Source organism: Pseudomonas sp. FG47 (genome assembly GCF_057809115.1).
Genome location: NZ_JBMDJI010000009.1, coordinates 114861 through 140934 on the forward strand (window position 1 = coordinate 114861; position 26074 = coordinate 140934).

The following is a 26074-nucleotide window of genomic DNA, read 5'->3' on the forward strand; positions in this document are numbered from 1 at the left end:
ATATTGTCATGTCGAATCTGGGTGCGCTGGACCTGGCGCGGCTTCAATTCGCCTTCACGGTCTCGTTTCACATCATTTTCCCGGCCATCACCATCGGCCTGGCCAGTTTCCTGGCCGTGCTCGAAGGTTGCTGGCTGAAAACCCACAATGCGGTATACAAGGACCTGTACAAGTTCTGGTCGAAGATCTTCGCCGTCAACTTCGGCATGGGCGTGGTCTCGGGCCTGGTCATGGCGTACGAGTTCGGCACCAACTGGGCGCGTTTCTCCGACTTCGCCGGCAGCGTCACCGGGCCGCTGCTCACCTACGAGGTGCTCACCGCGTTCTTCCTCGAGGCCGGTTTCCTCGGCGTGATGCTGTTCGGCTGGGACCGTGTCGGGCGCAAGCTGCACTTCTTCGCCACGGTGATGGTGGCTATCGGCACGCTGATCTCGATGTTCTGGATCCTGTCCTCGAACAGCTGGATGCAAACCCCGCAGGGCATCGAGATCGTCGATGGCCGGGTGGTGCCGCTGGACTGGTTCAAGATCGTCTTCAACCCGTCGTTCCCGTACCGCCTGGCCCATATGGCGCTGGCCGCGTTCCTCTCCACCGCGTTCTTCGTCTCGGCCTCCGCCGCCTGGCACCTGCTGCGCGGGCGCAACACGCCGCAGATCCGCAAGATGCTGTCGATGGGCATGTGGATGATCCTGGTCGCTACCCCGGTACAGGTGGTGGTCGGCGATGCCCACGGCCTGAATACCCTGGAGCACCAGCCGGCGAAGATCGCCGCCATCGAAGGGCACTGGGAGAACAAACCGGGCGAGGCGTCGCCGCTGGTGCTGTTCGGCCTGCCGGACATGGCCGCCGAGACCACCCGCTACAGCCTCGAGGTGCCATACCTGGGCAGCCTGATCCTGACCCATAGCCTGGACAAGCAGATCCCGGCGCTCAAGAGCTTCGCCAAGGAAGACCGGCCCAATTCGACCATCGTGTTCTGGAGCTTCCGGGTGATGGCCGGGCTGGGCATGCTGATGCTCGCCTGTGCGCTGCTGGCCCTGGTGCTGCGCCGCAACGGCGCGCTGTATCGCAATCGCCTGTTCCTCTGGTTCGCCCTGCTGATGGGGCCGTCGGGGCTGATCGCCTTGCTGGCCGGCTGGTTCACCACCGAAGTGGGCCGCCAGCCCTGGGTGGTCTACGGCATGTTGCGCACCACCAACGCCGCGTCCAACCACAGCGCCGCGCAGATGAGCCTGACCCTGGCGCTGTTCGTGCTCATCTACTTCTCGGTATTCACCGTGGGGATCGGCTACATGATGCGCCTGGTGCGCAAGGGCCCGGTCGCGCACGAGCAACTGCCGAGCCCCGAACAACCGGAATCGCTGGCCACCGCGCGTCGCCCGCTGTCCGTCGCCGACTGAGAAGGAGCTGAACAATGACGATTCAAGGTATCGACCTGTCGATCATCTGGGGCGTGATCATCGCCTTCGGCCTGATGATGTACGTGATCATGGACGGTTTCGACCTGGGCCTGGGGATTCTCTTCCCACTGATCAGCGACTCGCGCGAGCGCGACGTGATGATGAACACCGTGGCCCCGGTGTGGGACGGCAACGAAACCTGGGCGGTGCTCGGCGCGGCGGCGCTGTATGGTGCCTTCCCGCTGGCCTACTCGGTGATCCTCGAGGCGCTGTACCTGCCCTTGGTGCTGGTGCTGGCCGGGCTGATCTTCCGCGGCGTGGCCTTCGAGTTCCGCTTCAAGGCCGAGGCGCACAAGCGCCACTGGTGGGACAAGGCGTTCATCGGCGGCTCGGTGCTGGCGACCTTCTTCCAGGGCGTGGCCATCGGCACCTACATCTCCGGCATCCCGGTGCTCGACCGCCAGTTCGCCGGCTCCGGCTGGGACTGGCTGGCACCGTTCCCGCTGTTCTGCGGTGTCGGCCTGCTGCTCACCTATGCGCTGCTGGGCAGCACCTGGCTGCTGATCAAGACCGATGGCATGCTCGAGGCGCGCATGCGCCATTACAGCCGGCCGCTGACCTACGCCCTGGCCGCGGTGATCGTGGTGATCTGCGCCTGGACCGCCTGGCTGCATGACGACATCGCCCAGCGCTGGTTCGGTGCCAGCCACTGGCTGCGCTCGGCGTTGATCGCGGTACTGGCCGTGGTGGCGGTGGTGATGATCCAGAAAGCGCTGCGCAAGCGTCACTCGCACTTGCCGTTCATGGCCGTGGTCGGGTTGGTGTTCCTGGGCTACCTGGGGCTGGCGATCAGCATCTGGCCGAATATCGTGCCACCGGCGCTGACCCTGTGGCAGGCGGCGGCGCCGCTGACCAGCCAGCTGTTCGCGCTGATCGGTGCGCTGTTCATCATCCCGATCATCCTGGCCTACACCTTCTGGAGCTACCACGTGTTCCGCGGCAAGGTGTTGCCGGGGGACGCTTACCACTGAGTGTCGATATCAGCGAGAGGGCCGCGATGCGGCCCTCTTTTGTGCGCGCAAAGTGCGGTTTGATTGCAAGGAGTACTTATGTACTCCTCGTGATCATGGCCACCTCTTCGCCATTGCGTGATGCTCTGCCACCCTGAGCCGAAAGGCCTGATCTATAGTCTTTGCTACCTGGCCAAGCTGAGATCAGCAGGGAGAAAGCCGTGAGCGCACAGGTCTTCCACAACACACCGTCAGTCACCGTGTCGGACAACCGTGGCCTGCCTGTTCGGCACATCACTTTCCATCGCCACCCCGATACCCCGCTGGCAGGCCAGGCGCGTATCACGCGTGAGAGCAGCGACGCCCGAGGTTTTCTGCGCAGCAGTGCCGATCCACGTCTGCACGACAAAGGCCTGAGCAATTTCATTCACACCACCGACCTGCAAGGTAACGACCTGCGCCGCCAAAGCGTCGACGCAGGCACCACGCTGGCCTTGACTGACACGGCGGGCCGGCCGTTGTTCGAGGTAAGCAATATAGGCGGCGACGAGGCACTGACCCTGGATGATCGCGCCCAGGCGGTCAACCGGACATTCGAGTACGAGCCGCCAGCACAGGCTGGTCGACTCATCGCCATCCAGGAGCAGATCGCCGCCGCGCCAGCGCGTATTACCGAGCGCGTGCTCTACGCCAACAACAGCGAGACGCACAAGAACCGCAATGTCGCTGGCCTTCCCGTCAGCCGCTACGATACGGCGGGGTTGGAAACCCTCGACAACGTGGCACTGACAGGGGCTGTACTGTCGCTGAGCCGACGGTTGCTGAAGGATGGCGACAACGCCGACACCGTGGCCGACTGGCAAGGGCGAGACAGTACCGCCTGGGAGACCCTGCTGGCCCCCGACACCTACACCACGCTCAGCGAAACCGACGCCACCGGCGTGGCGCTGGGCAGCATCGATGCCGCTGGGCATCGCCAACACTTGCGCTACAACGTGGCAGGCCAGCTAGCGCAAAGCTGGCTGACCGTCAAAGGTGGGGCAGCGCAGGCCATCGTGAAATCCGTGAGCTACAGCGCCGCTGGGCAAAAGATGCGCGAGCTGCATGGCAATGGCGTGGCCACGACCTATGCCTACCAACCGCGCACGCAACGCCTGGTCGCGATCCGCAGCGAACGCCTGGCTGCGCGGGCCAAGGTGCTGCAGGAACTGCATTACGTTTACGATCCAGTTGGCAACGTGCTTAACATCAGCGACGCTGCGCAACACGCACGCTTCTGGCATAACCAGAAACTGCTCCCCGAGCGACTGTATCGCTACGACAGTCTCTATCAACTGGTCTGGGCCAAAGGTCGGGAAATGGCTGGCCGTGGCATGCAAGGCGTCACCCTGCCTCCGGCGACCGTGCCCATTCCCACCGACAGTAGCGCCTACACCGGTTACGAACGTAGCTACCACTACGACAATGCAGGCAATCTGACGCGAATTAGGCATAACCCGGCAGTCGGTGATGGTTACACCCTCGACCTCACCGTCAGCGATAGCAGCAACCGAGCCGTCATCAGCGCGTTGACCGAAGACCCGGCCCTGGTGAACGGCTTGTTCCTGCCGGGTGGCCAGCAATGCGTGCTGCAGCCAGGCCAGACGCTGCGTTGGACGCCACGCCAGACCTTGTTGCAGGTGACGCCCATACGCCGTGAGGAGGGTGTCGATGACGCCGAGAGCTATCGCTATACCCGTGACAATCAACGCATCAGCAAGGTGAGCGTGCACAGTAACGCGAGTGGCCAACGAACCCGGCGAACGCTCTACCTTGAGGGGCTGGAGCTGCACGCCACGACCAGTGACGACAAGCCCGTTGAGAACCTGCAGGTAATCACGGTGGGTCAGCCGGGCAGGGCGCAGGTGAGGGTGCTGCATTGGACATGGGGCAAGCCAGAGGGCGTTGTCAACGATCAGGCGCGCTACAGCTTCGATGATCTGTTGGGCAGTAGCGCGTTGGAGCTGGATGAACACGGTCAGGTGATCAGTCAGGAGGAATATTTCCCCTATGGCGGTACCGCTGTGTGGGCCACGCGCAGTGAGGTCGAGGCAAGCTACAAGACACTGCGCTACTCCGGCAAGGAACAGGATGCAAGCGGGCTTTATTATTACGGTTACCGCTACTACCAACATTGGGCGGGGCGTTGGCTCAGTGCGGACCCAGCAGGGACCGTAGACGGGCTCAACCTCTATCGTATGGTCAGGAATAACCCCGTGTCTGGATATGATAATGATGGATTCATGTGGCGGGCTGCAGCCAGTGGAACCGCGGCTGTCGGCATGCTGGCCTATGAAGGCTACAAGCAATCACAAACCCGAGCTGAACCCGTCCAGTCCTCCACCAACACGTTTGGCAATCAAAGAATTCATGAATTTAACAAGGCACAAACTAAGCGGCAGAATGAGCGTACTGTCCTTGGCCAAGTAAAAGAGAATCTTTCCGGCCGAGGTGAGGTTGCGAAAAATTTGGCCAAAGGTGAGTTGCCCGCACATGACTCACTGGTGCGGCACAAAGAGGATCTTTCGGCCCTGGCGGAATTCAGCCAGACCGGCAGCATAGATGAGCTGAATAAAACAAAATTGACCAAGGCGTATGCGTCAGACGTTGCTAACAACATTCCAGTGAGCATTACTCAGGCCGTTAAAGGTTTTCGCACCGTTGCCTCAGTTACGCCAGAAGGGATGGACGAACTGAAAGAAGCGGCAGATAAAATGATGGAAACCACGAAATCTACGGTGCGTGTTGGCGCTTCAGTGGGGTTGGCCGGAAATGCCGTATTGATGGCAGCTAAAGTCGCCATACCTGGTGCAGCTGTTCCCATTACGGTTGCTCAGGCGGTCTGGGCAGGGACCTCCGTCGGCAAGACTGTCAATCAGGTCAACGCGACAGTAAAAGAGCACATCGAAGATTCTCCATTCTCACATGAGACCCGAAAAGAAGCGCTTACCCAGATTAAAGAAATAAATGCATTGAACAGGCCAAAGCTACTGGGTGGAAACAAGGATTTCTTCAAGAAATGACGCCTTAAGCACTGCGTCGTTGATGAACCCAGGCGCTAGTGTCCCGTCTCGGAAATACGTTCTCATTTGACGAGACAGGACATTAGTTAGTCAGAGGTGCACGCGGTGCTAGGCACTGGCCGCCAGCGCGCTGCTGGCTGGCGTCGCGCATGAGCCGGATATGCGCGCGGGCCACGACAATATACGTACTTCGCGTATCCTGCTTACTTTCTCGCCGTTTTGCCGCCGGGTACGTGCAGGTACGACATCACGCTTTCGGTGAGCTCGGTTGCCAGCCTGACCGCCTCCTTGTTACGGGCCATGACGCCTGCGACCAAGCCTTCGATCAAGGCCAGCACGGCCATGTTGGAACTGGTCATCACCGGATGATCGGCAGGCGCGTACAGCACATGATGGGCGATAGGTGCCAGGGGCGATGCCGGGGAGTCGGTGATCGCCAGGACCTTGGCCTTGCGCTCCGTGGCAAAGCGCGACAGTTGCAAGGTGTCCTGGGAGTAGCGCGGCAGGGCAATCGACAGCAGCACATCGGCCTCGCCGATCGCCGCCAGCCGGTAGGCGGCATTCTCGTTGCCGCCCTCCATGCTGATGGCGCAGGCGTCGCGGCAGAACGGGACCAGGGTCGAGGCCGCCAGACCGGCCAGGTAGACGCTGTTGCCAAAGCCCAGTACATAGACCTTGCGCGCGTTGATCAAGGTGTCGAGGAAGGCTTCGAAGGCTTCGGCCTGGTTGATGCTGGCGGTGGTCGCCAGGTTGCTGCTGGCGCTCTGGATCTGCTCGTGCAGGCCAAATTCGCCGCCTGGGCGCTGGGCCAGCTCGTTGCGCAGCTTGTCCACTGGCGAGACCATTTGTTGCAAGGTCGCCACCAACTCGGCCTTCATGCCGCTGTAACCGCCCAGGTCGAGGGCCTTGGCCAGGCGATTGACCGCCGCCGGCGAGGTGGCGGTGGCCTGAGCCATGTCCTCGATGGTCAAGGTCGCGGCCTTGAGCGGGTGGCGCAGGATGTAGTCGGCGACCTTGCGCAACGACGGTGGCAGGTTGCCCAGGCTCTCGGACAGTTTGCGCATCACCGGCGCGGTGTAGACCGTGGTGTTCTTCGAATGGCTGGACATCCGTTGCGAAGCTCCATGAAAGATGGCCGACAGTGTATCCCAAGGCGCTGCGTGGCGGCCTGCCAGGCAGCGCCACGCACCTTACTTGAGGCTGCCGGCGAGGAACTGGCGCAAGCGCTCGGACCGCGGCCGGACCAGCACCTCCCGTGGGTGGCCGTGCTCCTCGACGACGCCCTGGTGGAGGAACAGCAACTGGTTGGAGACTTCCCGGGCAAAGCCCATTTCGTGGGTGACCACGACCATGGTGCGGCCCTCCCGGGCCAAGTCCTGCATGACCTTGAGCACATCGCCGACCAGTTCCGGGTCGAGGGCCGAAGTGGGCTCGTCGAACAGCATCACCTCCGGCTCCATGGCCAGCGCCCGGGCGATCGCCACGCGCTGCTGCTCGCCGCCGGACATATGCGCTGGATAGGCGTCGCGGCGATGGCCGACGCCGACCTTGTCCAGATAATGCTCGGCCTTGTCACGGGCATCCTTGCGGTTGCTACCCAGTACCTGCACCGGGGCCTCCATGACGTTTTCCAGGGCACTCATGTGCGACCACAGGTTGAAATGCTGGAACACCATGCTCAGGCGCGCGCGCAGGCGCTGCAATTGCCGAGGGTCGGCGGCGCGCAGGCCGCCGCGCGGGCATTGGCGCAGCTTGAGCTGTTCGCCATTGACCAGGATCTGCCCGGCGCTGGGTTGCTCGAGCAGGTTGATGCAGCGCAGGAAGGTGCTCTTGCCCGAGCCGCTGGAACCGATGATGCTGATCACATCGCCGGCGCCGGCCTGCAGGGAAACCCCTTTGAGCACCTGATGCGCGCCATAGCTTTTATGCAGGTCGTGTACGTGCAGTTTGGTCATCTTTGGCTACTCACGGTTGTCAGTCGCTGAACAAGCGACCCTGGCGAATGGGGGTGTTACCGGCGACCTTGGCCAGCCACAGGCCGGGCTGGGCGAAGCGCAGGCGCTCACGGGCATAAAGCACGCCGTCGGTGCTGGCTCGCACCACGCTGTGGCGGTCGCTGAGCGGGTCGATGACCTCGAACAGCGGGTCGCCAACCCGTACCTGGGCACCCAGCGGTTGCAGGTAGCTCACCACCCCGGGGTGCTCGGCATAGGCATACTGGGCGCCGGCGAACGGCGTGGCCTGGCAGCACTGCTCGGGCGCCGCCGGCCAGCGACCGCTGATCAGGCCTTGCTCGGCGAGGTAGCCAATAATGTGCTCGGCGCTGGCCTGGCACCGCTCGCGTTCGGTATCGGCCATGCCGCGCAGCTCCACGGTGGTGGCCACGCAGGCCAGCGGTATCTCGGCTTCGGGGAAGTACTCACGCAGGCGCAGCCAGGGCAGCGCACAGGCCTCATCGAAGGCATCGCCACCGGCGTCTTCGGCCAGCAGCGCGGCTTCGGCGCCCAGGCGCGCGGCCAGGCCGCGCAGTCGCGGCCAGTGCTGCGGCATGGCGTAGAGCAGCATCACCGACTCGAAGTCGCAGTGCAGGTCGAGCACCAGATCGGCGTCGCAGGCATGGCGCAGCAGCAGGCGGCGCAAACCGTCCAGTTCGGACTGGGCCGGCGGCAACTCGTCCAGGCTCTGCAGCATGGCCTGGCGGATGACCTCGGTGTTGTGCCCGCCATCGTGGCCCAACTGGCCCTCCAGGCGGGCTGCCAGGACCTCGGTCAGCGCCGGGAAATCGCGGTTGAAGTTCTTGCCGCTGTTGAATTCGAAACGCCCTTGGTGGGTGGCCTGGAACATCTGGCCGATGCCGATCGGATTGGCCAGCGGCACCAGTTCGAGGGTACCGGTCAGACGGCCCTGGGCTTCGAGCTCGAGCAACCGGCGCTTGAGCTCGATGGCCACGCGCATGCCAGGTAGTTCGTCGGCGTGCAGCGAGGCCTGGATATAGGCCTTGCGAGGGCCGCAGCCAAAGCGCAGCACGCGCAGGGTGCGCTGGGTGCCGCAGGCGCTCCAGGGCAACAGGTGGTCTATTTGCTGCATGAACGCTCCTTAGTGCTTGCGCGGGGCCAGGTAGGCCAGCCAGCGGCGCTCGGCCAGCTTGAACAGGCGCACCAGCATGAAGGTCAGGGCCAGGTAGATCAGCCCGGCGGTGATGAACGCCTCGAAGGGCAGGTAATAACGGGCGTTGAAGGTCTTGGCCGCGCCGGTGATGTCCACCAGGGTGACGATCGAGGCCAGGCTGGTGGTCTGCAGCATCATCAGCACCTCGTTGCTGTATTGCGGCAGGACCCGGCGCAGCGCCGAGGGCAGCAGGATGCGCCGGTACAGTGTCAGGCGCGACATGCCCACCGCCCGCGCCGCCTCCAGCTCGCCGCGCGGCGTGGCGCGCAGGCTGCCAGCCAGCAGCTCGGCGCTGTAGGCACTGGTGTTGAGGGCGAAGGCCAGGCAGGTGCAGAAGGTCGCGCTGGACAGGTACGGCCACAGCACGCTTTGGCGCACGGCTTCGAACTGGGCCAGGCCGTAGTAGATCAGGAACAACTGCACCAGCATCGGCGTGCCGCGGATCACATAGGTGTAGAGCCACGCCGGCGCGCGCAGCAGGCAGTTGCGCGAGACCCGCAGCAGCGCCAGCGGGATCGCCAGGGCCAGGCCGCAGGCCAGGGACACCAGCAGCACCTTGAGGGTCAGGGCGATGCCATTGAGGTACAGCGGCAGGTTCTGCCAGATCAGCAAGTAGTCGAGCATCATCGCGGGCTCCTTACAGCTCGGCAGGCTTGAGGCCCACCGAGTAACGTTTTTCCACGCCCTTCAACAGCAGCAGCGAGACACTGGTCAGCAGCAGGTACAGCGCCGCCACGGCGAGGAAGAAGGTGAACGGCTGGTGAGTCGCATCGGCGGCGTTCTTGGCCTTGAACATCATGTCCTGCAGACCGATCACCGAGATCAGCGCGGTCGACTTGGTCAGCACCAGCCAGTTGTTGGTGAACCCCGGCAGCGCCAGGCGCACCATTTGCGGCAGACTGATGCGCCAGAACACCTGCCAGGGCGCCATGCCATAGGCGGCGCCGGCCTCGGCCTGGCCCGCGGGCAGGGCCAGGAACGCACCGCGGAAGGTTTCCGAAAGGTAGGCGCCGAAGATGAAGCCCATGGTGCAGACCCCGGCGATGAATGGGTTGATGTCGATGTACTGCTGGTAGCCCAGGGCCAGCGCGAGGCGGTTGACCAGGTCCTGGCCGCCGTAGAACACCAGCAGGATCAGCACCAGGTCGGGAATGCCGCGCACCACCGTGGTGTAGACCTCGCCCAGGGCCGCCAGCCAGCGCAGCGGCGACAGCCGACACAGCGCGCCGAACAGGCCCAGGCCGATGGCCACGGCCATCGCCAGCAGGGCCAGGTTGATACTCAGCCACGCGCCATCGAGGATGCTCGATCCATAGCCATGCAGCATGATGGGCACCCTTTATTGACCGTAGATATCGAACGGGAAGTACTTGCTCTGCACCTGCTGGTAGGTGCCGTTGGCGCGGATCGCGGCGATCGCGGCGTTAAAGCGTGCCAGGTTGACGCTATCGCCCTTGCGCACGGCGATGCCGGCGCCACGGCCGAAATACCGCGGGTCGTTGATGTCCGGCCCGACCAGGGCGAAACCTTGGCCGGCGGCGGTCTTGATGAAGCTTTCCTCGGTATTGACGCTGTCGGCCAGGGTGGCATCCAGGCGCCCGGCGGTCAGGTCGAGGAAGGCCTCGTTTTGCGCCGCGTAGCGGACGATCTCGACGCCGGCCGGCTCAAGCTGCTCGGTGGCGAAGCGGTCGTAGGTGGAGGCGCGCTGTACCCCGACCCGCTTGCCCTTGAGCTCCACGGCCGGGTTGTGCAACTGGCTGCCGGCCTTCATCGCGAACTTGCCGGGGGTGTGGTAGTAGCGGTCGGTGAAGTCCACTGACTTGAGCCGATCTTCGGTGATCGACATCGACGACAGCACGGCGTCGATCTTGCGCACTTTCAACGACGGGATCATGCCGTCGAACTCCTGGATCACCCACTGGCATTTCACCTGCATCTGCGCGCACAGGGCATTGCCGATGTCGTAGTCGAAGCCGGCCAGCTCGCCGGCGGGGGTGCGGTAGGAGAAGGGCGGGTAGGCGGCCTCGATGCCGATGCGCAGGCTGTCCTGTTCGGCCTGGGCGAATGCGCTCAGGGCACAGAGTGCCAGCGCGAGGGGAAGTCCGGTCTTGTTCATGTTTTCGACTCCGGTGGGTAGGGCGGTACCGGCCAGCTGGCGTAGCCAGCGGTGGCATCGGTGAAACGCAAAATGACACGTTTAATTTCACAAATCAATACAGTGAAAATAAACATATCAATTCTGACGACTGATGATCTGGCCCTGTAGGCGCCGGCACAGCCGGCGCCATCCATTGCCGGCCAACTCCACTACCGCGCAGGAATGAAAATCCCGGCCTATAGTCCTTGCAGCCTGGCCGGGCCGAGAGCAGCAGGGAGCATGCAGTGAGCGCAGACGTCTTCCACAACACCCCCGCGATCAGGGTGTCAGACAACCGTGGCCTATCCGTACGGGATATCGCCTACCACCGCCACCCCGATACCTTGCTGGCGGCCGAGGCGCGCATTACCCGCCACAGCTACGACGCCCGGGGCTTGCTCAACCGCAGTGTCGACCCCCGTCTGCAGAAAACGGGCCTGAGCAATTTCACGCACGCGACCGACCTGCAAGGCAACGATTTGCGCCGTCAAAGCGTCGATGCCGGCACCACGCTGGCCTTGAATGACACGGCGGGACGCCCGCTGTTCAACGTGATCAACATCCGCACCGATGCAGTGATGCAGGATGATCGCGCGGCGGCGGTCACCCGCACATTCGAGTACGAGCCACCAGTGCAGGCAGGTCGACTCATTGCCATCAAAGAACAAATCAGCGCCGCGCCAGCACGCATCACCGAGCGCCAGCTGTACGGTACCCACAGCGAGGCGCACAAGCAGCGCAACGTCGCAGGCCAGCCTATTTGCCACTACGACACCGCTGGCCTGCAAACCACCGACAGCCTGGCCCTGACAGGAGCTGCGCTGTCAATGAGCCGACGCTTGCTCAAGGATGGCGACAACCCAGAGACGCTGGCCGACTGGCAGGGAAAGGACAGCACCGTCTGGGATACCCTGCTGGCCTCCGACACCTACACCACGCTCACCGAAGGTGACGCCACTGGCGTGGTACTGGCTAGCACCGATGCCGCAGGGCATCGCCAACGCCTGCGCTACAACCTGGCAGGCCAGCACTCGGCAAGTTGGCTGACCATCAAGGACGGCGCCGAACAGGCGATCGTGAGTTCCCTGGGCTACAGCGCTGCCGGGCAGAAGCTGCGCGAGGTGCATGGCAATGGCGTGGTCACCACCTACACCTATGCACCGCGCACCCAACGCCTGGTTGCGATCCGCAGCGACCACTTGGCAGCGCCGGCCAAGGTGCTACAGGACCTGCGTTATGCCTATGACCCGGTCGGCAATGTGTTGCATGTCAGCAATGATGCAGAGGCCACTCGATTCTGGCGCAACCAGGAAGTGGTGCCAAAGAACACCTACGTTTACGACACTCTGTACCAGCTGGCCAGCGCCACTGGACGCGAGATGGCCAACGGCGCACGGCATGGGAGCCGTTTGCCACACACCACCATTCCCCTGCCACCTGACACGGCGGCCTATACCACCTACACCCGCGCCTATAGCTATGACATCGGTGGCAATCTGACGCAGATCCGTCACAGTTCGCCAGTGGCAGGCAACAGCTATTCCATCGACATGATGGTCAGTGAGCGTAGCAACCGGGCGGTGCTGAGCACCCTCGCAGGCAGTCCGTCGGAGGTCGAGGCGTTGTTCGATGCCGGTGGCCATCAGTGCCAATTGCAACCGGGGCAAACCCTGGCCTGGACGTTGCGTGGAGAGTTGCAACAGGTAACACCAGTAGTGCGTCCGGGGCAGGCTGATGATAGCGAATGCTATCGCTATCGCGCCAACGGACAACGCCTACTCAAGGTTAGCCGACAGCAGAGCCTCGGCGTTATGCAGACGCAACGCGCGCTGTACCTGCCGGGGCTGGAGCTGAGGACGACCGCACACGACAATACGCCAACGGAAAACCTGCAGGTTGTCACCGTGGGCGATGCGGGTAGTGCGCAAGTGAGGGTGTTGCACTGGGTGCACGGATTACCGGGGGGTATTACTAACAATCAGGTCCGTTACAGTTATGAAAACTTGATGGGCAGTAGTGGCCTGGAGGTGGATACTACGGGCAACGTAATCAGCAAGGAAGAATACTATCCTTACGGCGGCACGGCGGTGTGGTCGGCGCGCAACCAGGTGGAGGCGAGCTACAAGACCATTCGCTACTCAGGCAAGGAACGAGACACAACTGGGTTGTATTACTACGGTCATCGTTATTACCAACCGTGGGCCGGCCGATGGTTGTGCGCGGACCCAGCCGGGACGGTGGACGGGCTAAATTTGTATCGGATGGTCCGGAACAATCCGATGACGTTGTTTGATGTCGATGGGTTGTCGCCGGATGACGGTCAGGAACCCATGACGGTTGCGCAGCGCAGAAAGCTCTTTTCTGCCCCTGTTTCAACACCACTCGCTCGACAGGCGCCCTCGCGGCCCGCAGCTGCTGTACAAAAAGGCCAAGCAGGTACCGCACCCATACCGGCAGCCATTGGTCAAGGTCCCAATATAAGCGCTGGTGTCTCGGCAGATACTGTGCAGCCTTTAGCTTCTAAGCCCGAATCCAGTGGGACGGTAAAAGCTTCGAGCGTGTCCGCGAGAACTCGATTTACCCTGTTCAGGGCCGACAACAGAAGCTATGAGGTCTTGAACAAGACTTCTCCAGAGGGGTTTAAGGCCTGGGTGCCCTTGGATGCCAAGATGGCCAGGCAACTTACAAGTGTTTTTGTCGGAAAAAGAGACACATCTGGCCTACCTAGGCATGTCGTTGAAAACGTAAACAAGTGGGGTGAAAAGCCCAAGCTTGGCGACTTGTCGACTTATATAAAGTACACAAAAGACAAAACCACGGTCTGGGTGTCCACGGCCATAAATACTGAGGCGGGTGGTCAAAGTGCAGGTGCGCCACTGTATGAAATATCAATCGAACTCTATGAATTTAGAGTCGGTAAGAATGGTCTTGAACCATTGCCGGAGGGGCGGACAAAAAATATGGAGTTCTCATTGCTTCTTGATGGCTTGAGCATTGAAGAATCGAGTGTGATTGCGTTGAATCACGGTCCGAAAGATGATGCGGAAGTATCCTTTCTCACTGCTATTCCCATGAAAAACATTCGACCCTATGCCGCCTGAGACTTGTTGGGGCAGGCACCTGCCTGTAGCAAGTGCCTCCGAGCAGGCTTTGCCCCATAACCAACTGGCCTAACGGGCCGTGCGCGCAGAGGCTAGTCTTTGCAATCGTGAGCTAACTATTAAAAAGGTTGATATCGGTCCTGCGCTTGCCGTGGGGGATCGGAGGTTTCATGAAACGCTCGATGACAGGCCTGGCACTGGCCGCCAGCGCGCTACTGGCCGGTTGCGCGCATGACCCGGATATACGCGCAGGCCACGACAACACCTTCGGCGCCACGACGCAAAGCCCGTCGCAATACCTAGGTTGCGTGAAGAGTGAGTTGCCAGACTCGGTACAGACCTTCCTGGTGCAGGGCCAGGATACCCTGGAGCTGTATGTTGCCAGCACCGACCCGAACAAGGCCGACGGCCTGGTCAAGGTCAGCGCCACTGGTGGCCAGCACCCGTACTCGGCGTACCAGCGCAACGCCTGGTACGACCATGGGCGCTTGCTCGATGCCGCGCAGATGTGCGCCAGGAGCTAGTGTGGTGTTGTGCAAATACGGTCCATCAGCCATGAGTGTTTTTTGAGCTCAGCAAGGCTTCGCGGCGGATCGTAGCCCACGCTGCCAGGCGGGGCTGTTCACTCCAGGTGTGCAGCGCCGGAGTACAAATGTACTACCTGCGTTGGATGGGCACGAGGGCAGCTGTCTCGACTACGCTGAAGTGGCTGGCGATTCGAACCTGCAGCCCAGCGGAGGTCGACCATGAAAGGTTTCGACAAGGCGCTCGATAACTTCCAGGATGACATCGCCAACGGCGATCACCTGCATGCCATCAACTGTTTGAACGAATTGTTGACCGAGTACCGACAGGGGCTTTGCGACACACTCTGGCGGGAAACCGTGATCGACCATTGCCGCCAGCACCCTATTTTCCAACTGCTCAAGGAAGACCCCTACACCTCGCGGGCCTACGACAAGCCCAGGGGTTATCCGGGCGACGCGGTGATGCTGGATTTGCCTACTACCAACAGCCGCCGGCCGATGCCAGCGCGTTGGGCAAACGCATCTTCGACGTCGTGACCGCCAGCCCGAATGCGCTCAGCGTGCGCTGGCGGCGCGTGCACATCGCCGGCCTGATCGAACAGATCGCGCGTCGACAGCAGGCCCTGTCCATCCTCAGCGTTGCCTGCGGCCACTGCCGCGAACTGGAGTTGCTCGAACTTACGACCCGGGCGCGTATCAGCCGTTTTGTCGCGCTCGACAACGATCCGCAGACCCTGGACGAGGCCAGGCGAGGCGCCCCCGAGATCACGCCATGGCACTGCAACCTCAAGCAACTGCCCGCGCGAGATGAGCACAGCGGTTTCGACTTCATCTACAGCATCGGCATTTATGACTACCTCACCAGCAGCCAGGCAAGTCAGCTCACGGCCTGGCTGATGGCCAAGCTCAACCCAGGGGGAAAGCTGCTGATCGCCAACTTCACCATCGACAACTGGGGGCGCGGCTACATGGAGGCTTTCATGGACTGGAACCTGGTGGTGCGCTCCCGTGAGCAGATGAGGGCGTTCATACCCCAGGGCGCATCGCCGCACACCTGCCTTTATTACGACCCATACCGCAACGTCATCTACCTGTTGCTGAGTCGGCCGGCCTGAGCCTAGTCGCGATGTGTTCGCCGGGTGCTGCGTTGAGGTACTATCGCCCCCTCGCAACGGCGCCCAACCGCGCCAGACAAAGGACTGTATGCCCACCAAGTCGCCCGTGCGCCGCCTGCTCGGCTGTTTCGTTTTCGCCGCGCTCGCCGGCTGCCAGCCGGCCCCCGCGCCGCCCCTGGACCAGCAACTGTATATCTGGCAGCGCCAATGGCGCCCGGCCCACGCCCAGGCCCTGGCCGACAGCCGGGCGGATTTCTCGACCCTCAGGGTGCTGGCGCTGCAGGCCCAGCCCAAGGCGGGGTGGAGCAGGGCGCTGGTCGACCTGCCCCGGCTCAAGGCTGATGGCCGCCCGCTGATCGCGGTGGTGCGCCTGGACGGCCAGCTTCCCGCGCTTGACCTGCAGGCCGCCCAAGCCCAGATCGCTCGGCTGCTGGCGGACTGGCAAGCCGCCGGCGTGATCCCAGAGGGGCTGGAGATCGACCATGACAGCGCCAGCGCCCGCTTGCCTGGGTATACCGCCTTCCTCGTGAACCTGCGCGAACAACTGCCGCCCGCGATGAAACTCAGCATCACCGCCTTGCCAGCCTGGCTCTCCAGCCCGCACCTGGCGGCGCTGTTGCAGGCGGTGGACAGCAGCGTGCTGCAGGTACACGCGGTCAGCGACCCGCGCCGTGGCCTGTTCGATCCGATTCAGGCCAGGCAATGGGCCAAACGCTGGAGCCGCGTCAGCGACAAACCCTTCTACCTGGCCTTGCCCGCCTATGGCGTTGCGCTGCTGCCTGACAGCGGTGGCGCGCCGGTGGTGGAAAGCGAAGTCCCCTTGAACCGTGCCGGCGAGCGCCACGAGCTGCTGGCCGATCCGCAGCAGTTGGTCGACTTGGGGCGGCAACTGCGCAACCAGCCACCTGCCCACCTGGCCGGGCTGATCTGGTTCCGTCTGCCGCTGCCCGGCGACCGCCGCGCCTGGAGCCTGACCACCCTCAAGGCGGTGGCGCGCGGCGAAGTGCTCGCCAGCCAGTGGCGGGTCGAGCTGTCGGAGCAGGCGGGGCTGTACGACATCAGCCTGGCCAACGTCGGCAACCTCGACTTGCCGTTGCCCGCCCAGGTGGCCCTTGCCGTCGAGCTGTGCGACACCGCGGACGCCGTGAACGGCTACCGCCTGCAGCAGTCCCGCGAACATCTGTTTTTCAACCGCCAGTCCAGCGCGCGCGTCGCCGCTGGCGGCCGGCGCGCCCTTGGCTGGGCACGCTGCCATGGCATCGATCAAGGAGCGTGGAATGTCTACCCCTAACTGGCCCCGGCGCCTGCTGGCGCTGTCCCTGAGCCTGCCTGCCGGCGCAGCGCTGGCCTGCGGCCCCGACTTCCCGATGCAGTTGCTGGGTGACCGCGCGCAAACCCTGGCCGAGTTGCCAGAAGGCAACTTTGCCTTCGAAGTCAACCGCCTTGGCCAGCAGGTGGCGGGGCTCAAACCCACCACCGACATCACCCTGACCCCGTACTGGGACAGTGACGACAACGCACGGCCTTATCGCGAGCAACGCAGCCAGGCCGAGGCCAGCGAGCTGCCAGCGCCGCTGCAGGCGAAAGTCGCGCAGTTGCGTAGCCTGCACGACCCTCGACAGGTAATGGAGCAGGGCGTCGATCTACCCGTTGAGCTGCGCCTGTACCTGGCGGGCGCGGTAGCCTTCGACACCGACGAGCATGGCCTGGCGGCGGATTATTTCGCCCAGGTGCTGGCCTTGCCCGCCGAGCAACGCAAGCTGCGCAGTACCTGGGCGGCGTATTCACGGGGACGCGCCCTGGCCGCCCAGAGCGAGGCGGCCGGCGATGCCGCGCAGACGCTTCAAGCCCAGGCCCGGCAAGCGTTCCAGCAGGCCCGGGCGCTCAGCGCCGAGGGGTTCAGCGACCCGCTGGAGCTGGGCGTTGCCAGCCTCGGCGAGGAAGCCCGCCTGGCCAAGCTGGCCGGCGACTGGAACAGCGCCGTGCAGTTGTACGCCAACCAGAGCCGCCTGGGCTCGGGCAGCGGCTACAGCTCATTGCGGCAACTGGCCGACGAACTGGTGGCCATGCCCGATGAGCAACTGAAGGTGCAGTTGCAGCAACCGCTGCCGCGCAAGCTGCTGACCGCCTACCTGCTCAGCCATATCGGCTGGGATTACGACCGCCAGCAACCACCCCAGGAACAGCGCTTGCCCGCCTTGCTGCGGGCCAGTGTCGGCGAACCGCTGGACGATGCCGACCGGTTGGCGGCGCTGAGCTACCAGCAGGGTGACTTCGCGGCGGCCAAGGACTACCTGCAACAGGCAGGCGACACCGGCCTGGCCTGGTGGCTACGGGCCAAACTGGCCTTGCGCGAGGGCGACAAGGCCCAGGCCGCGGCGGCCTATGCCAAGGCTGCCGCGGCGTTCCCCCGTGAAGAGTCGTGGGGCGCGCGACAAACCCCTGCGTGGGACTACGAAAGCCTCAAGCCCGGTTGCCGGGTCGAGGGCGAGGGCGCGATTCTGGCGCTGGAGCGCGGCGACTACCTGCAAGCGTTCGACTTGCTGTACCGCAGCCAGGACATCTACTGGCAGGATGCGGCGAACGTTGCCGAGCGTGTGTTGACTGTCGACGAGCTCAAGGGCTACGTCGATGCCCAGGTGCCGGCCGCGCCGCTGGCGCAAGCCGAGGAGGGTGGCTACGTCCCCCGGCCGGTGGCGACCCAGTTGCGCGAACTGCTGGGCCGGCGCTTGCTGCGTGAAGGACGCTACGACGAAGCACCCGGGTATTTCGCCACGCCGCAGTTGCAAGCCGACGCCAAGGCTTATGGTCAGAACCGCCAGGACGCCAACTCGCGCTGGACCGCCACTGGCCGCGCCGAAGCGCTGTACGCGGCGGCAACCCTGGCGCGCACGGCGGGCATGGAGATTCTCGGTTACGAAATGGCACCGGACTATGCCTGGCTGGGCGGCAGCTACAGCCTCGGTAGCGCCGAACTAAAGCCAGGACCTTTCATTGGCCCGGGCGAGCTGCAGCGTCAACTGGCGAGCGCAGCCAAGCCTGACGCGCGTTACCACTACCGTTATATCGCCGCCGACCTGGCCAGCCAGGCCGCGGACCAGTTGCCCCACAGCAGCCAGGCCTTCGCGGCGGTGCTGTGCACGGCGGCAGGCTGGGTGGCGGGCAGCGACCAGGAAATCGCCCTGTACAAACGTTATGTCCAGCAAGGGCCTTTCGTGATGTGGGCGGAAGATTTCGGCAAACAGTGCGAACAGCCCAGGTTCGACCAGGCCAACAAGCGTTACCTGACCGAATCACTGGACCAGGCGCGCACCACGCTGCGGCCCTACAAGGCGCAGGTGCTGCCGGCCGGCTTGGTGGTCTTGGCCGGTCTGGCCTGGCTGTGGCTGCGTCGGCGCAAGTCGAAGGCGTAGGAGGAGGGCGGGAATGGCTCAACTAGACTGAAGCTGTGGTTGAGCCAGACGCGCCGAGCGCAGGGGTGCTGATCATGCGCAGGTTGATGCTGTTGTTGCTCGCCATCAGCGCGACGCCCGCGTGCCAGGCGCCCATGCCCGCCGCCGACCCGCAGATGGCCTGGGTCGACTTGTCGATGCCGTTCCCCAACGACCGCGTGCTGCTGGCCGAACGCCTGGACCGACAGCGTCTGAGCGAAGGTCGTTTCTTCCAGGTCAGCCCCGGCAGCCATGAACTGGTAGTTCGCTTCGATTACGAGGCAAACGGTGGCGGCGGCATGGACCTGATGGGCGGTACGACCGTGCGCCAGTGTTACCTGACCCTGCAATACCCGCATTTCCAGGCTGGCCAACGTTATGTGCTCGAGGCACGCTCCATGGCATTGACGCCGCAAGCCAGGCTGTACAATACCGCACGCCATATCGTCGCCGAGGTCAGCGAGTATTACTGCCTGATGTAGCGGCGCAACCTTTTACCTTAAGTGCTTTGCCATGCCTGCCCGAGTGTTGCCTTAAACATGAGTCGATCGCTGTTCATTTCGCTGGATGGGCCCAAGGGTACCGGCAAGACCACCTTGCTGGAGACCGTCACCCAGGTGCTGCGGGCAGACAACAGGATGGTGATTCGCATCAGCGAGAGAAACCGCGATCCCTACCGGGCAGAAACCATGGCGCTGGTAAACCAGTTCGTCAGGGACCCTTGTCGTGAACTGGAACTGCGGGTTTGTCAGCGCCTGGCCGATAGCCGCGCCTGGATCTCGCAGCAGGTGCTGCCTCAGCAGCCGGCTGGCAGCATCATCCTGATCGATCGCTGGTATCCGTCCGATGCCGCGTTTCGCCGGTTGGTGCCGTTTGCCGAGATCTTGCAGATGAACATCGAGCGCAATGTGCGGGTGCCGGATGTGCATGTGGGGGTTGTCACGGCGCCGGAGATTTCCTGGGCCAGGGCGACGGCACGCAACAGTGGATTGCGCAGCACGGTGATGCATGCGTTCGATGAACATGTGGCGTGTACCGAGGCGTTCGAGCGCGTGGCTGCGGAACAAGGATGGGTGTTGTGTCGCAACGAAGGGAGCCTGGAAGAAGCGACGATGCAGGTGGTGGCGCAGATTCGGCGGATGTTTGCAACGCAGGATTAAAATTATTGTTCACTGGCGAGTGCCTCTTGCAGAAACGACTCGGAGCAATGGATGAATCGTGATGAATTTTTGAAGTCTGATGATGTGCAGGGTTTTGTCTCATGGATGGCGGTGACCCTGCCTGGCTTGCCCATCGACCTGCGTTTTGCTCGCAGCAAGTATGTAAAAGGAGGGCTGAACAAAAAGGTCGTAGGTATCGAGGGTGCCCAGCAGGCTTATCAGTGGGCGGGGGAGTGGGACAAGGTGAGCGCTATCCTCCGGGCATTCCGTGAACGCCTACGCCTTGCGTCAGCAAGCAATGACGTGAAATCGGCGTATACCGTATGCGAAGAGATCCTCAAATGGGGAGGTGTTCTCAAACCTGCGTCTGTCTCATTCCTGACGGAACTGGCAAACAGCGGTGAACTGCTGAAGTATCTGCACAGTGTCGAGGAACTGCTGCGACTGGACGGCGCCAATCGGCTATCCGGTATCACCATTAAATCCGTTCCAGCATTTAACTCGGGGCTGACCAAGATCCACGCCATCTTCGATCAGACCGGTTCACCTATTTTGGATGGCAGAGTGGCCGCCGCCGCGGCGACGCTTTACCACCTGTACCGATCGAGTGTCTGTCCGCGAAGTGGACCTGCAGCCAACCACGAGATTTTTGCTTGGGATGAAGGCCCAGGGATACAACTGAGAAACCCCCAGTTGCTCGCTGATAAGTACTCGGGTACGCAACGGTTGAATCGAAACAAGCCACACGAATGGGCGGCCCGCCAGCTACAGCTCGGTTGGATCGTGCGTCACTTGCTGGAAACCCACGATGAAATCTTCCCAGGGCCGAGCATCGATGAACGCTGCCACCGCTTTGAAGCGGGGCTCTTCATGATGGGCTACGACTTGCGATCAATGGTCTCGAATGGGTGGGATATTCCTGAGCCCCCGGTTCTCGCGAGAAAGCGGGTAACGCTGGCTGCGTCGAGAAGGCGTGTACGAAACGCCAAGGCTGCCTGGGATGTCCAGGACGCATAGGAGCCGAGCGCGCTCGGGCCATGGGCCGAGTCGGCGATTGCCGGTCGCGGCCCGCTGCTCAGGGAAGAGGTTATTCCGCCAGCGGTACCTGCCGGCTGATATCGATTTCCAGCATAGCGTCCAATTGTGTTTCGATCTGCAAGAAGCGCATGGCGCGCTTAGGGGAGATATCCTCGGCGAGGCGACGTGTGTATTTTTCCCGCAATTGGATGTGGTCTTCCTGAAGCGTATAAATGCGATTGAGCAGGTCGGTTGCAAGGGCGTCGGTGACATAGCCTTTGCTGTAAGCCTGACCGTAATCAATCATGGTTTCGAGGATGCCCTTGTTGATCTTCAGTGCTTCGGCGCGATAGGTGTTGTAGATCGGCCAAAACTTTTCGTTCTCCGCGCCCGTCAGGTCCATGTGGGTCTTGACGATCTGTTTACGCTTATAGTCAGCATCGTCCAGATTGTTTTGAATCAGCGCCTGGTTCTGTTTCATGACCTCCTTGCCCGTGGGCATTTCACTTTCAGCGGCCATCAACGGCAAGCTGCAAAAAGCCAGGAGTGCGACAACGGTGCGCAACAGCATATCCATTTCCTCGGAGCGGGTGATGTGGGTTTCAAGGACTTCAGCAGGCAGTGCGGCGTCTTGGAGTGCGCAGACTGGCCTGCGTTAACAGCGTCGGGGGGCAAGGATAAAAGAGGAAGAGCCTCAAATCAATCAAATGAGACAAATTCGACTCATTTGATTGCTTGGCCTTATCGGACAGCACAGGCAGACAGTGAGCCCCGAGCATTGCCTGGTTGGCCTGAGAGCAGCCGGCGATGTCCAGCAATTACCCTGACATCTGGATCTCTGTGCACGCAGGGTGGAGATCTCGTGGGCAGATCTGAATTCGACAGTGACTGGCCGCAGCTCAGGTTTCAGTCGCGGGCAACGCGTCGTGAAGGGATTGTTTCCGGTGATGCGGCAAGGCACAGAAGTGGCGACGACGCAGGTGGTGGCGCAGATTCGGCGGGGGCTTGGGTAAGGCTTCTATACATGATTTAACATAATATACATTATGCGAACATTCGTATTGAGCGCCACGCCCAGTGACAGGCCAGATTTCAGTCTCCAGCAACGCCTCATCCAAGATCCAGTCCTACTCACCGATACGTCAAACCCTTCGGAACCTCATAGCGATTGCCGTCATAGTTTGCGGCTCGTCATCCTTGTCAAGGAAACCATTCCACTCGCCATGGCTCCCAGCGACCACCAGGTGACCCGTGATCTGGCGCAACTGCGAAGCGTCTTGTTGTGCGGATTGGCCCGGGACGAGCAGCAATGGCTGATGCGCATCCCAAACGCCCGTAAATTCGACAGCGCAATGTCCAACTGCAAGCCTGAAAACGCATCGCGTCAGAAGCAATCGCGGCGCGTTGGTAGCTGTGAGCCGGATCTTGCCACTGTCAGCAATCGACGTTCACCCGCATCGGCAAGGCAGGCATCCGCTGGATTGGCCTGCAGACTGCATGCTCGCTGTCGAGTTTGAGCGTCGGATGCAGGATTAGACCCAGGTTTGCAGGTGCTGGGGGCAATCATGTCAAGCGATCATGGGGTGCAACAACAATGGCGCTACGGCGAACCGTGCGTACAGGCGTCTCATTCCTTTGAAGGTTTGCCATATTAAATGAAGGGGTCAGTAGTCTTCATAGGTCAGATACACCCTGCCCCCGTTTTTGTGTCCCTGAATTATAACTCAACTAAATAACCATTTAGTTGAGTAAACCTCCTTTTGGATTATTCGTAAATAGCGAGTTTGACAGCGCGCAATGACGATCTATAGTCGGACGTGCCCTGCGGAAGGATTCCCATGGCGTGTTCAAGGCAAATACGTAATAACAGGAGTTATTGGATGTTCATGCACAGGGATGATGCACAGCTGTGTTGTCGGAAAACCCACGCCTCCCACCTCAAAGGCACATGCGATCACGCTAGCTTGCCGCCCATTGCGCTAAGGCCTAGCTGACATCCACGACTGTTCGGCACCGTCTTGCCTGCCTGTGACCTGCCCTGCAGTCGTCACCGCGCTGGCGTTTCCGACAATACCAATAGAGAGGTGTGCCATGACCTTAAAACACCATGCGCGCAGTGCTGTATCCTTTTGCGGGGATATCGGCAATAACAATGATTCATTCAGTTATCGGCCCGCTGCGCTTAAAGATAGCGCACGCCTGGCCGAGCTATTTCAGACGGTTTATGGTAATACCACTCACCCCTGCCAAAGTCCCGGTTATATACGCGATTCGCTGATGTCCGGATTGCAGCTTTGGTATGTGGTGGAACTCGATTCGATCATCATGGGTTGCGGTTGCATTGCCCGGCGCCCCTGGAACCAGTCCTGGGAGGTCTGCCACGGCGTGGTCCACCCCGCCGCGCGCAGAACCGGCGCCATTTCCAAACTGATCGAGCTGAGCTTCGACAGCCACCGCCCACAGCCCATGGAGCTGGGGTTCTACGTCACCCGCAACATCGCCAGCCATGCCTTGATGCTCAAGCTGCGCCCCGGCGTGCTGGTGGGCCACGACGGCGGCCCCGACACAGTGGACGGCATTCGCGAATACCACCTGACCGCCCTGCTCCCTGCCAAGTTGGCTGGTTTGCGGCATATCGCCCCGTGGTACGCGCGTGCCCCTGGCGCAGAGGTAATCAGCCAACACCTGTATCAGGCGCTTGGCTTTGAAGCCAGGCCAGGCACTTATCCGCAGACCTGCCTCAGTGGCCCGGCCAGCCTGGCGAAGCATGGTCAGTTGCTCTACTGCCATGACCCCGTCAACAGCACGCTGACGCTGTCGGGCCAGGCAGGCGGCTACCTGCCGCAGCCGCGTGCGCTGGCCGAGATCATCAGCCTGCTGCGGCAATCGCCAGATTTGCAGTACGTCTGCGTACAGATTCTTGCCGACAAGCTGGAACTGCTCGCCGGCCTGATCGGCCTGGGGTTCACCATCACGGCCTACCTGCCCGCCTGGCACCTCGAGGGCGGCGCCCGCTATGACTGCATCCAACTGGTGCTGCAAAACTTCGCCACCCGCCCGCGCAGCCACGGTTTCGACGACCAGGTGAGCTTCTTCGACCTGGCCTATGCCCAGTTGGCCAAGCGCCTGTGCGGGCTGCGCCTTGCCCAGGCACATGCCTGACGCCCACTCCTTCACGGAATCAAGACAATGACCAAAGACCAATGGCTGGCCGCTCGCCAGCAGATCCCCGACGGCGCCAAGGAACCCTGGACCGTCATGTTGTGGCTGGCCGACCTGTTGCTGCTGGTGTTGGCCTGGAACCTGTGGCTAATGGATGCCCTGCTGCTCAAGGTGCTGGGGCTGGGGCTGGCAGGTTTCGCCACGGTGCAGGTCTACCTGATCCTGCACGAGGCCTTGCACGGCGCGGCCGCGCAGAACAGACGGCTCAACGACTTCATCGGCCATTGCAGTGGTTGGCTGATAGCCTTGCCGTTCCTGGTCCGCCGGCGCTTCCACATGGCCCACCACACCTGGACCGCACACCCGCTGAACGATCCAGAAAACCGCGGCATGATCGAGAAGTTCGCGGTAATGACCAAGAAGCAGGAGCGCACCTTGGAGTTCTACTGGAAACATTGGATTCCGATGATCGCCGCCAACCATTTCCTGCTCAACTGGCGCGCGCCGTTCATCGCCAGGGCCAAGGGCGATGACTCGCCACGCCTGCTCAAGGAGGTGCGTTTCGCCCAGCTGTACCTGCTGGGGTACTTGGCAGCGGCGGCGCTGGCCTTGAGCCTGGGGCACCTGCTGGATCTGCTGGCGTTCTACCTGATCGTCTGGGCGTTTTTGTTCTTCATGGTCGAGCTGCTCAATCTGCCGCACCATGCCGAGGCGCCGCTGCTGGCCAGGGATGCCGGGCGCCTGCAGTTCTGGGAGCAGGACCAGGTGTCCCATGACTGCAAGAGCCTGCCGCTGTGGTCAAGTTTCGTGATCCTCAACTTCAACCTGCATATCGTCCACCACGCCTTTCCTTCCGTGCCCTGGTACCGCCTACCCGAGGTCAATAGGTTGCTGCACGAACAGGAGGCTGGCCATGAGCCTTCGCAACTCCATGAGTGGGCCTTTGCCCGGAAAAATCGTCGGCGCCCCCTGCTTCAGCTGATGGGTCACTTCTTCGATCGACGGGGTTAGTCCTTGAATTGCACCGCACCTGTTATTTCTATCAGGTGTGGTGCTCGGGCTTGCAGCCTATGCTGTCTTCCATTGTCCGTCGCTACGCTCAAGGATCAAGCATATGGCCCGTGGAGCACTGGATCGCGATACTCCATCGGTCGCCGTGCGCAGCAACCGTGGCGAAGCCATCCGTGAAATACGCTATTGCCGGCACCCCGAGACTCCAGGGCTGGACACGCGCATCACCCGCCAGCAATTCGACGCCCTCGGCCATCCGGTACAAAGCATCGACCCCAGGCTTGCCACGCGCCAACAGACAGACCCGAGCGTAAAAGCCAACCTGATCCTGCATCCGGCATTTACCGGCGCGGTGATTGCCAGCCAAAGTGTCGACGCTGGCCATGTACTCACCTTGAATGACAGCGCCGGCCGCCCGCTGCTGCGGGTCGGCGCCACAGGCGTCACGCGCCGCAGGCACTACGAAGCGGCGCCACAAGCCGGGCGTTTGCTCCAGGTCGATGACCAACTGCCCGCAGCGCCACCGCAGATTACCGAACGCTTGGTCTGGGCGGCCAACGACCCGGCAGCGAAGGCGCGCAACCTGGCCGGGCAACTGAGTCGCCACTACGACACCGCCGGCCGGCAGCAAATCGACGGCCTGGGTTTGACCGGCGCGACGCTTTCGGCCACCCGACAACTGCTCGAGGACGGCGACAGCGCGGATTGGCAAGGCGCAGACGAAGCTGACTGGGCAGGCTTGCTCGCCCCAGAGGTGTTCACCAGCAGCTGCA

The 26074-nt window shown here is 62.2% G+C and carries 21 protein-coding genes and 1 pseudogene; 15 read left to right on the top strand and 7 right to left on the bottom strand.

Annotated elements, in window-relative coordinates; all coding sequences use genetic code 11:
- Window positions 1-8: 8 nt before the first annotated feature.
- The 3 genes from ACODS5_RS10325 to ACODS5_RS10335 all read left to right on the top strand — a co-directional run bounded on the left by ACODS5_RS10325 (window position 9) and on the right by ACODS5_RS10335 (window position 5472).
- Window positions 9-1400 (top strand): cytochrome ubiquinol oxidase subunit I, encoded by a 1392-nt coding sequence (locus tag ACODS5_RS10325; RefSeq protein WP_134690670.1) that lies wholly within the window; start codon window positions 9-11, stop codon window positions 1398-1400.
- Between the two features lie 14 nt (window positions 1401-1414).
- Complete coding sequence (gene cydB / locus ACODS5_RS10330) at window positions 1415-2431, top strand: cytochrome d ubiquinol oxidase subunit II (RefSeq protein ID WP_134690672.1); 1017 nt, start codon at window positions 1415-1417, stop codon at window positions 2429-2431.
- A gap of 200 nt (window positions 2432-2631) precedes the next feature.
- A complete protein-coding gene (locus tag ACODS5_RS10335) occupies window positions 2632-5472 on the top strand; it encodes an RHS repeat-associated core domain-containing protein (RefSeq protein ID WP_489108586.1) in 2841 nt (946 codons plus the stop codon).
- Between the two features lie 203 nt (window positions 5473-5675).
- On the opposite strand, the gene ACODS5_RS10340 is transcribed toward ACODS5_RS10335, so the two are convergent.
- The 6 genes from ACODS5_RS10340 to ACODS5_RS10365 form a co-directional block, all read right to left on the bottom strand.
- Complete coding sequence (locus tag ACODS5_RS10340) at window positions 5676-6581, bottom strand: MurR/RpiR family transcriptional regulator (RefSeq protein WP_489108587.1); 906 nt, start codon at window positions 6579-6581, stop codon at window positions 5676-5678.
- Between the two features lie 81 nt (window positions 6582-6662).
- Window positions 6663-7427, bottom strand: a complete 765-nt coding sequence (locus ACODS5_RS10345; protein ID WP_134690678.1) for an ABC transporter ATP-binding protein — start codon at window positions 7425-7427, stop codon at window positions 6663-6665.
- 19 nt (window positions 7428-7446) lie between these two features.
- A complete protein-coding gene (locus tag ACODS5_RS10350; RefSeq protein ID WP_134690679.1) occupies window positions 7447-8559 on the bottom strand; it encodes a succinylglutamate desuccinylase/aspartoacylase family protein in 1113 nt (370 codons plus the stop codon).
- A 9-nt stretch (window positions 8560-8568) separates the two neighbouring features.
- Complete coding sequence (locus tag ACODS5_RS10355; protein WP_489108588.1) at window positions 8569-9267, bottom strand: ABC transporter permease; 699 nt, start codon at window positions 9265-9267, stop codon at window positions 8569-8571.
- Window positions 9268-9277: 10 nt separating this feature from the next.
- Window positions 9278-9967, bottom strand: coding sequence for an ABC transporter permease (locus ACODS5_RS10360; RefSeq protein WP_134690683.1), 690 nt, complete (start codon window positions 9965-9967; stop codon window positions 9278-9280).
- A 12-nt stretch (window positions 9968-9979) separates the two neighbouring features.
- Entirely contained in the window at window positions 9980-10756 is a 777-nt protein-coding gene (locus tag ACODS5_RS10365) for an ABC transporter substrate-binding protein (protein ID WP_489108589.1), read from the bottom strand.
- A 266-nt stretch (window positions 10757-11022) separates the two neighbouring features.
- Here ACODS5_RS10365 and ACODS5_RS10370 point away from each other — a divergent pair, with 266 nt between their 5' ends.
- From ACODS5_RS10370 to ACODS5_RS10410, 9 genes are all read left to right on the top strand, one after another.
- A complete protein-coding gene (locus ACODS5_RS10370) occupies window positions 11023-13878 on the top strand; it encodes an RHS repeat-associated core domain-containing protein (RefSeq protein WP_489108590.1) in 2856 nt (951 codons plus the stop codon).
- A gap of 170 nt (window positions 13879-14048) precedes the next feature.
- The gene (locus ACODS5_RS10375) at window positions 14049-14402 is read left to right on the top strand and encodes a hypothetical protein (RefSeq protein ID WP_489108591.1); all 354 of its coding nucleotides are present in this window, start codon (window positions 14049-14051) and stop codon (window positions 14400-14402) included.
- Between the two features lie 222 nt (window positions 14403-14624).
- Window positions 14625-14942 carry a hypothetical protein gene (locus ACODS5_RS10380; protein ID WP_489108592.1) on the top strand — a complete coding sequence of 106 codons (318 nt, stop codon included), beginning with the start codon at window positions 14625-14627 and terminating at the stop codon, window positions 14940-14942.
- Window positions 14915-15520 carry a class I SAM-dependent methyltransferase gene (locus tag ACODS5_RS10385; protein WP_489108593.1) on the top strand — a complete coding sequence of 202 codons (606 nt, stop codon included), beginning with the start codon at window positions 14915-14917 and terminating at the stop codon, window positions 15518-15520. Before ACODS5_RS10380 ends, ACODS5_RS10385 begins: the two co-directional genes overlap by 28 nt.
- Window positions 15521-15608: 88 nt before the next feature.
- Window positions 15609-16811: a DUF3142 domain-containing protein gene (locus ACODS5_RS10390; protein WP_489108594.1), complete on the top strand. Its 1203-nt coding sequence runs from the start codon at window positions 15609-15611 to the stop codon at window positions 16809-16811.
- Complete coding sequence (locus tag ACODS5_RS10395; protein ID WP_489108595.1) at window positions 16798-18933, top strand: hypothetical protein; 2136 nt, start codon at window positions 16798-16800, stop codon at window positions 18931-18933. Before ACODS5_RS10390 ends, ACODS5_RS10395 begins: the two co-directional genes overlap by 14 nt.
- 74 nt (window positions 18934-19007) lie before the next feature.
- Window positions 19008-19433 (top strand): PA0061/PA0062 family lipoprotein, encoded by a 426-nt coding sequence (locus ACODS5_RS10400; RefSeq protein WP_489108596.1) that lies wholly within the window; start codon window positions 19008-19010, stop codon window positions 19431-19433.
- Window positions 19434-19490: 57 nt separating this feature from the next.
- Window positions 19491-20111 carry a dTMP kinase gene (locus ACODS5_RS10405; RefSeq protein ID WP_134690697.1) on the top strand — a complete coding sequence of 207 codons (621 nt, stop codon included), beginning with the start codon at window positions 19491-19493 and terminating at the stop codon, window positions 20109-20111.
- 51 nt (window positions 20112-20162) lie between these two features.
- On the top strand, window positions 20163-21128 hold the full coding sequence (locus tag ACODS5_RS10410) for a hypothetical protein (RefSeq protein ID WP_489108597.1): 966 nt from the start codon (window positions 20163-20165) through the stop codon (window positions 21126-21128).
- Window positions 21129-21198: 70 nt separating this feature from the next.
- On the opposite strand, the gene ACODS5_RS10415 is transcribed toward ACODS5_RS10410, so the two are convergent.
- The gene (locus tag ACODS5_RS10415; RefSeq protein ID WP_489108598.1) at window positions 21199-21699 is read right to left on the bottom strand and encodes a transcriptional regulator; all 501 of its coding nucleotides are present in this window, start codon (window positions 21697-21699) and stop codon (window positions 21199-21201) included.
- 1706 nt (window positions 21700-23405) lie between these two features.
- On the opposite strand from ACODS5_RS10415, the gene ACODS5_RS10420 reads away from it, so the two are divergent.
- From ACODS5_RS10420 to ACODS5_RS10430, 3 genes and pseudogenes are all read left to right on the top strand, one after another.
- Window positions 23406-24290, top strand: coding sequence for a hypothetical protein (locus ACODS5_RS10420; protein WP_489108599.1), 885 nt, complete (start codon window positions 23406-23408; stop codon window positions 24288-24290).
- Window positions 24291-24317: 27 nt separating this feature from the next.
- Window positions 24318-25301, top strand: coding sequence for a fatty acid desaturase family protein (locus ACODS5_RS10425; protein WP_489108600.1), 984 nt, complete (start codon window positions 24318-24320; stop codon window positions 25299-25301).
- Between the two features lie 103 nt (window positions 25302-25404).
- Window positions 25405-26074: pseudogene (locus ACODS5_RS10430) on the top strand (RHS repeat protein); the annotation flags it as partial.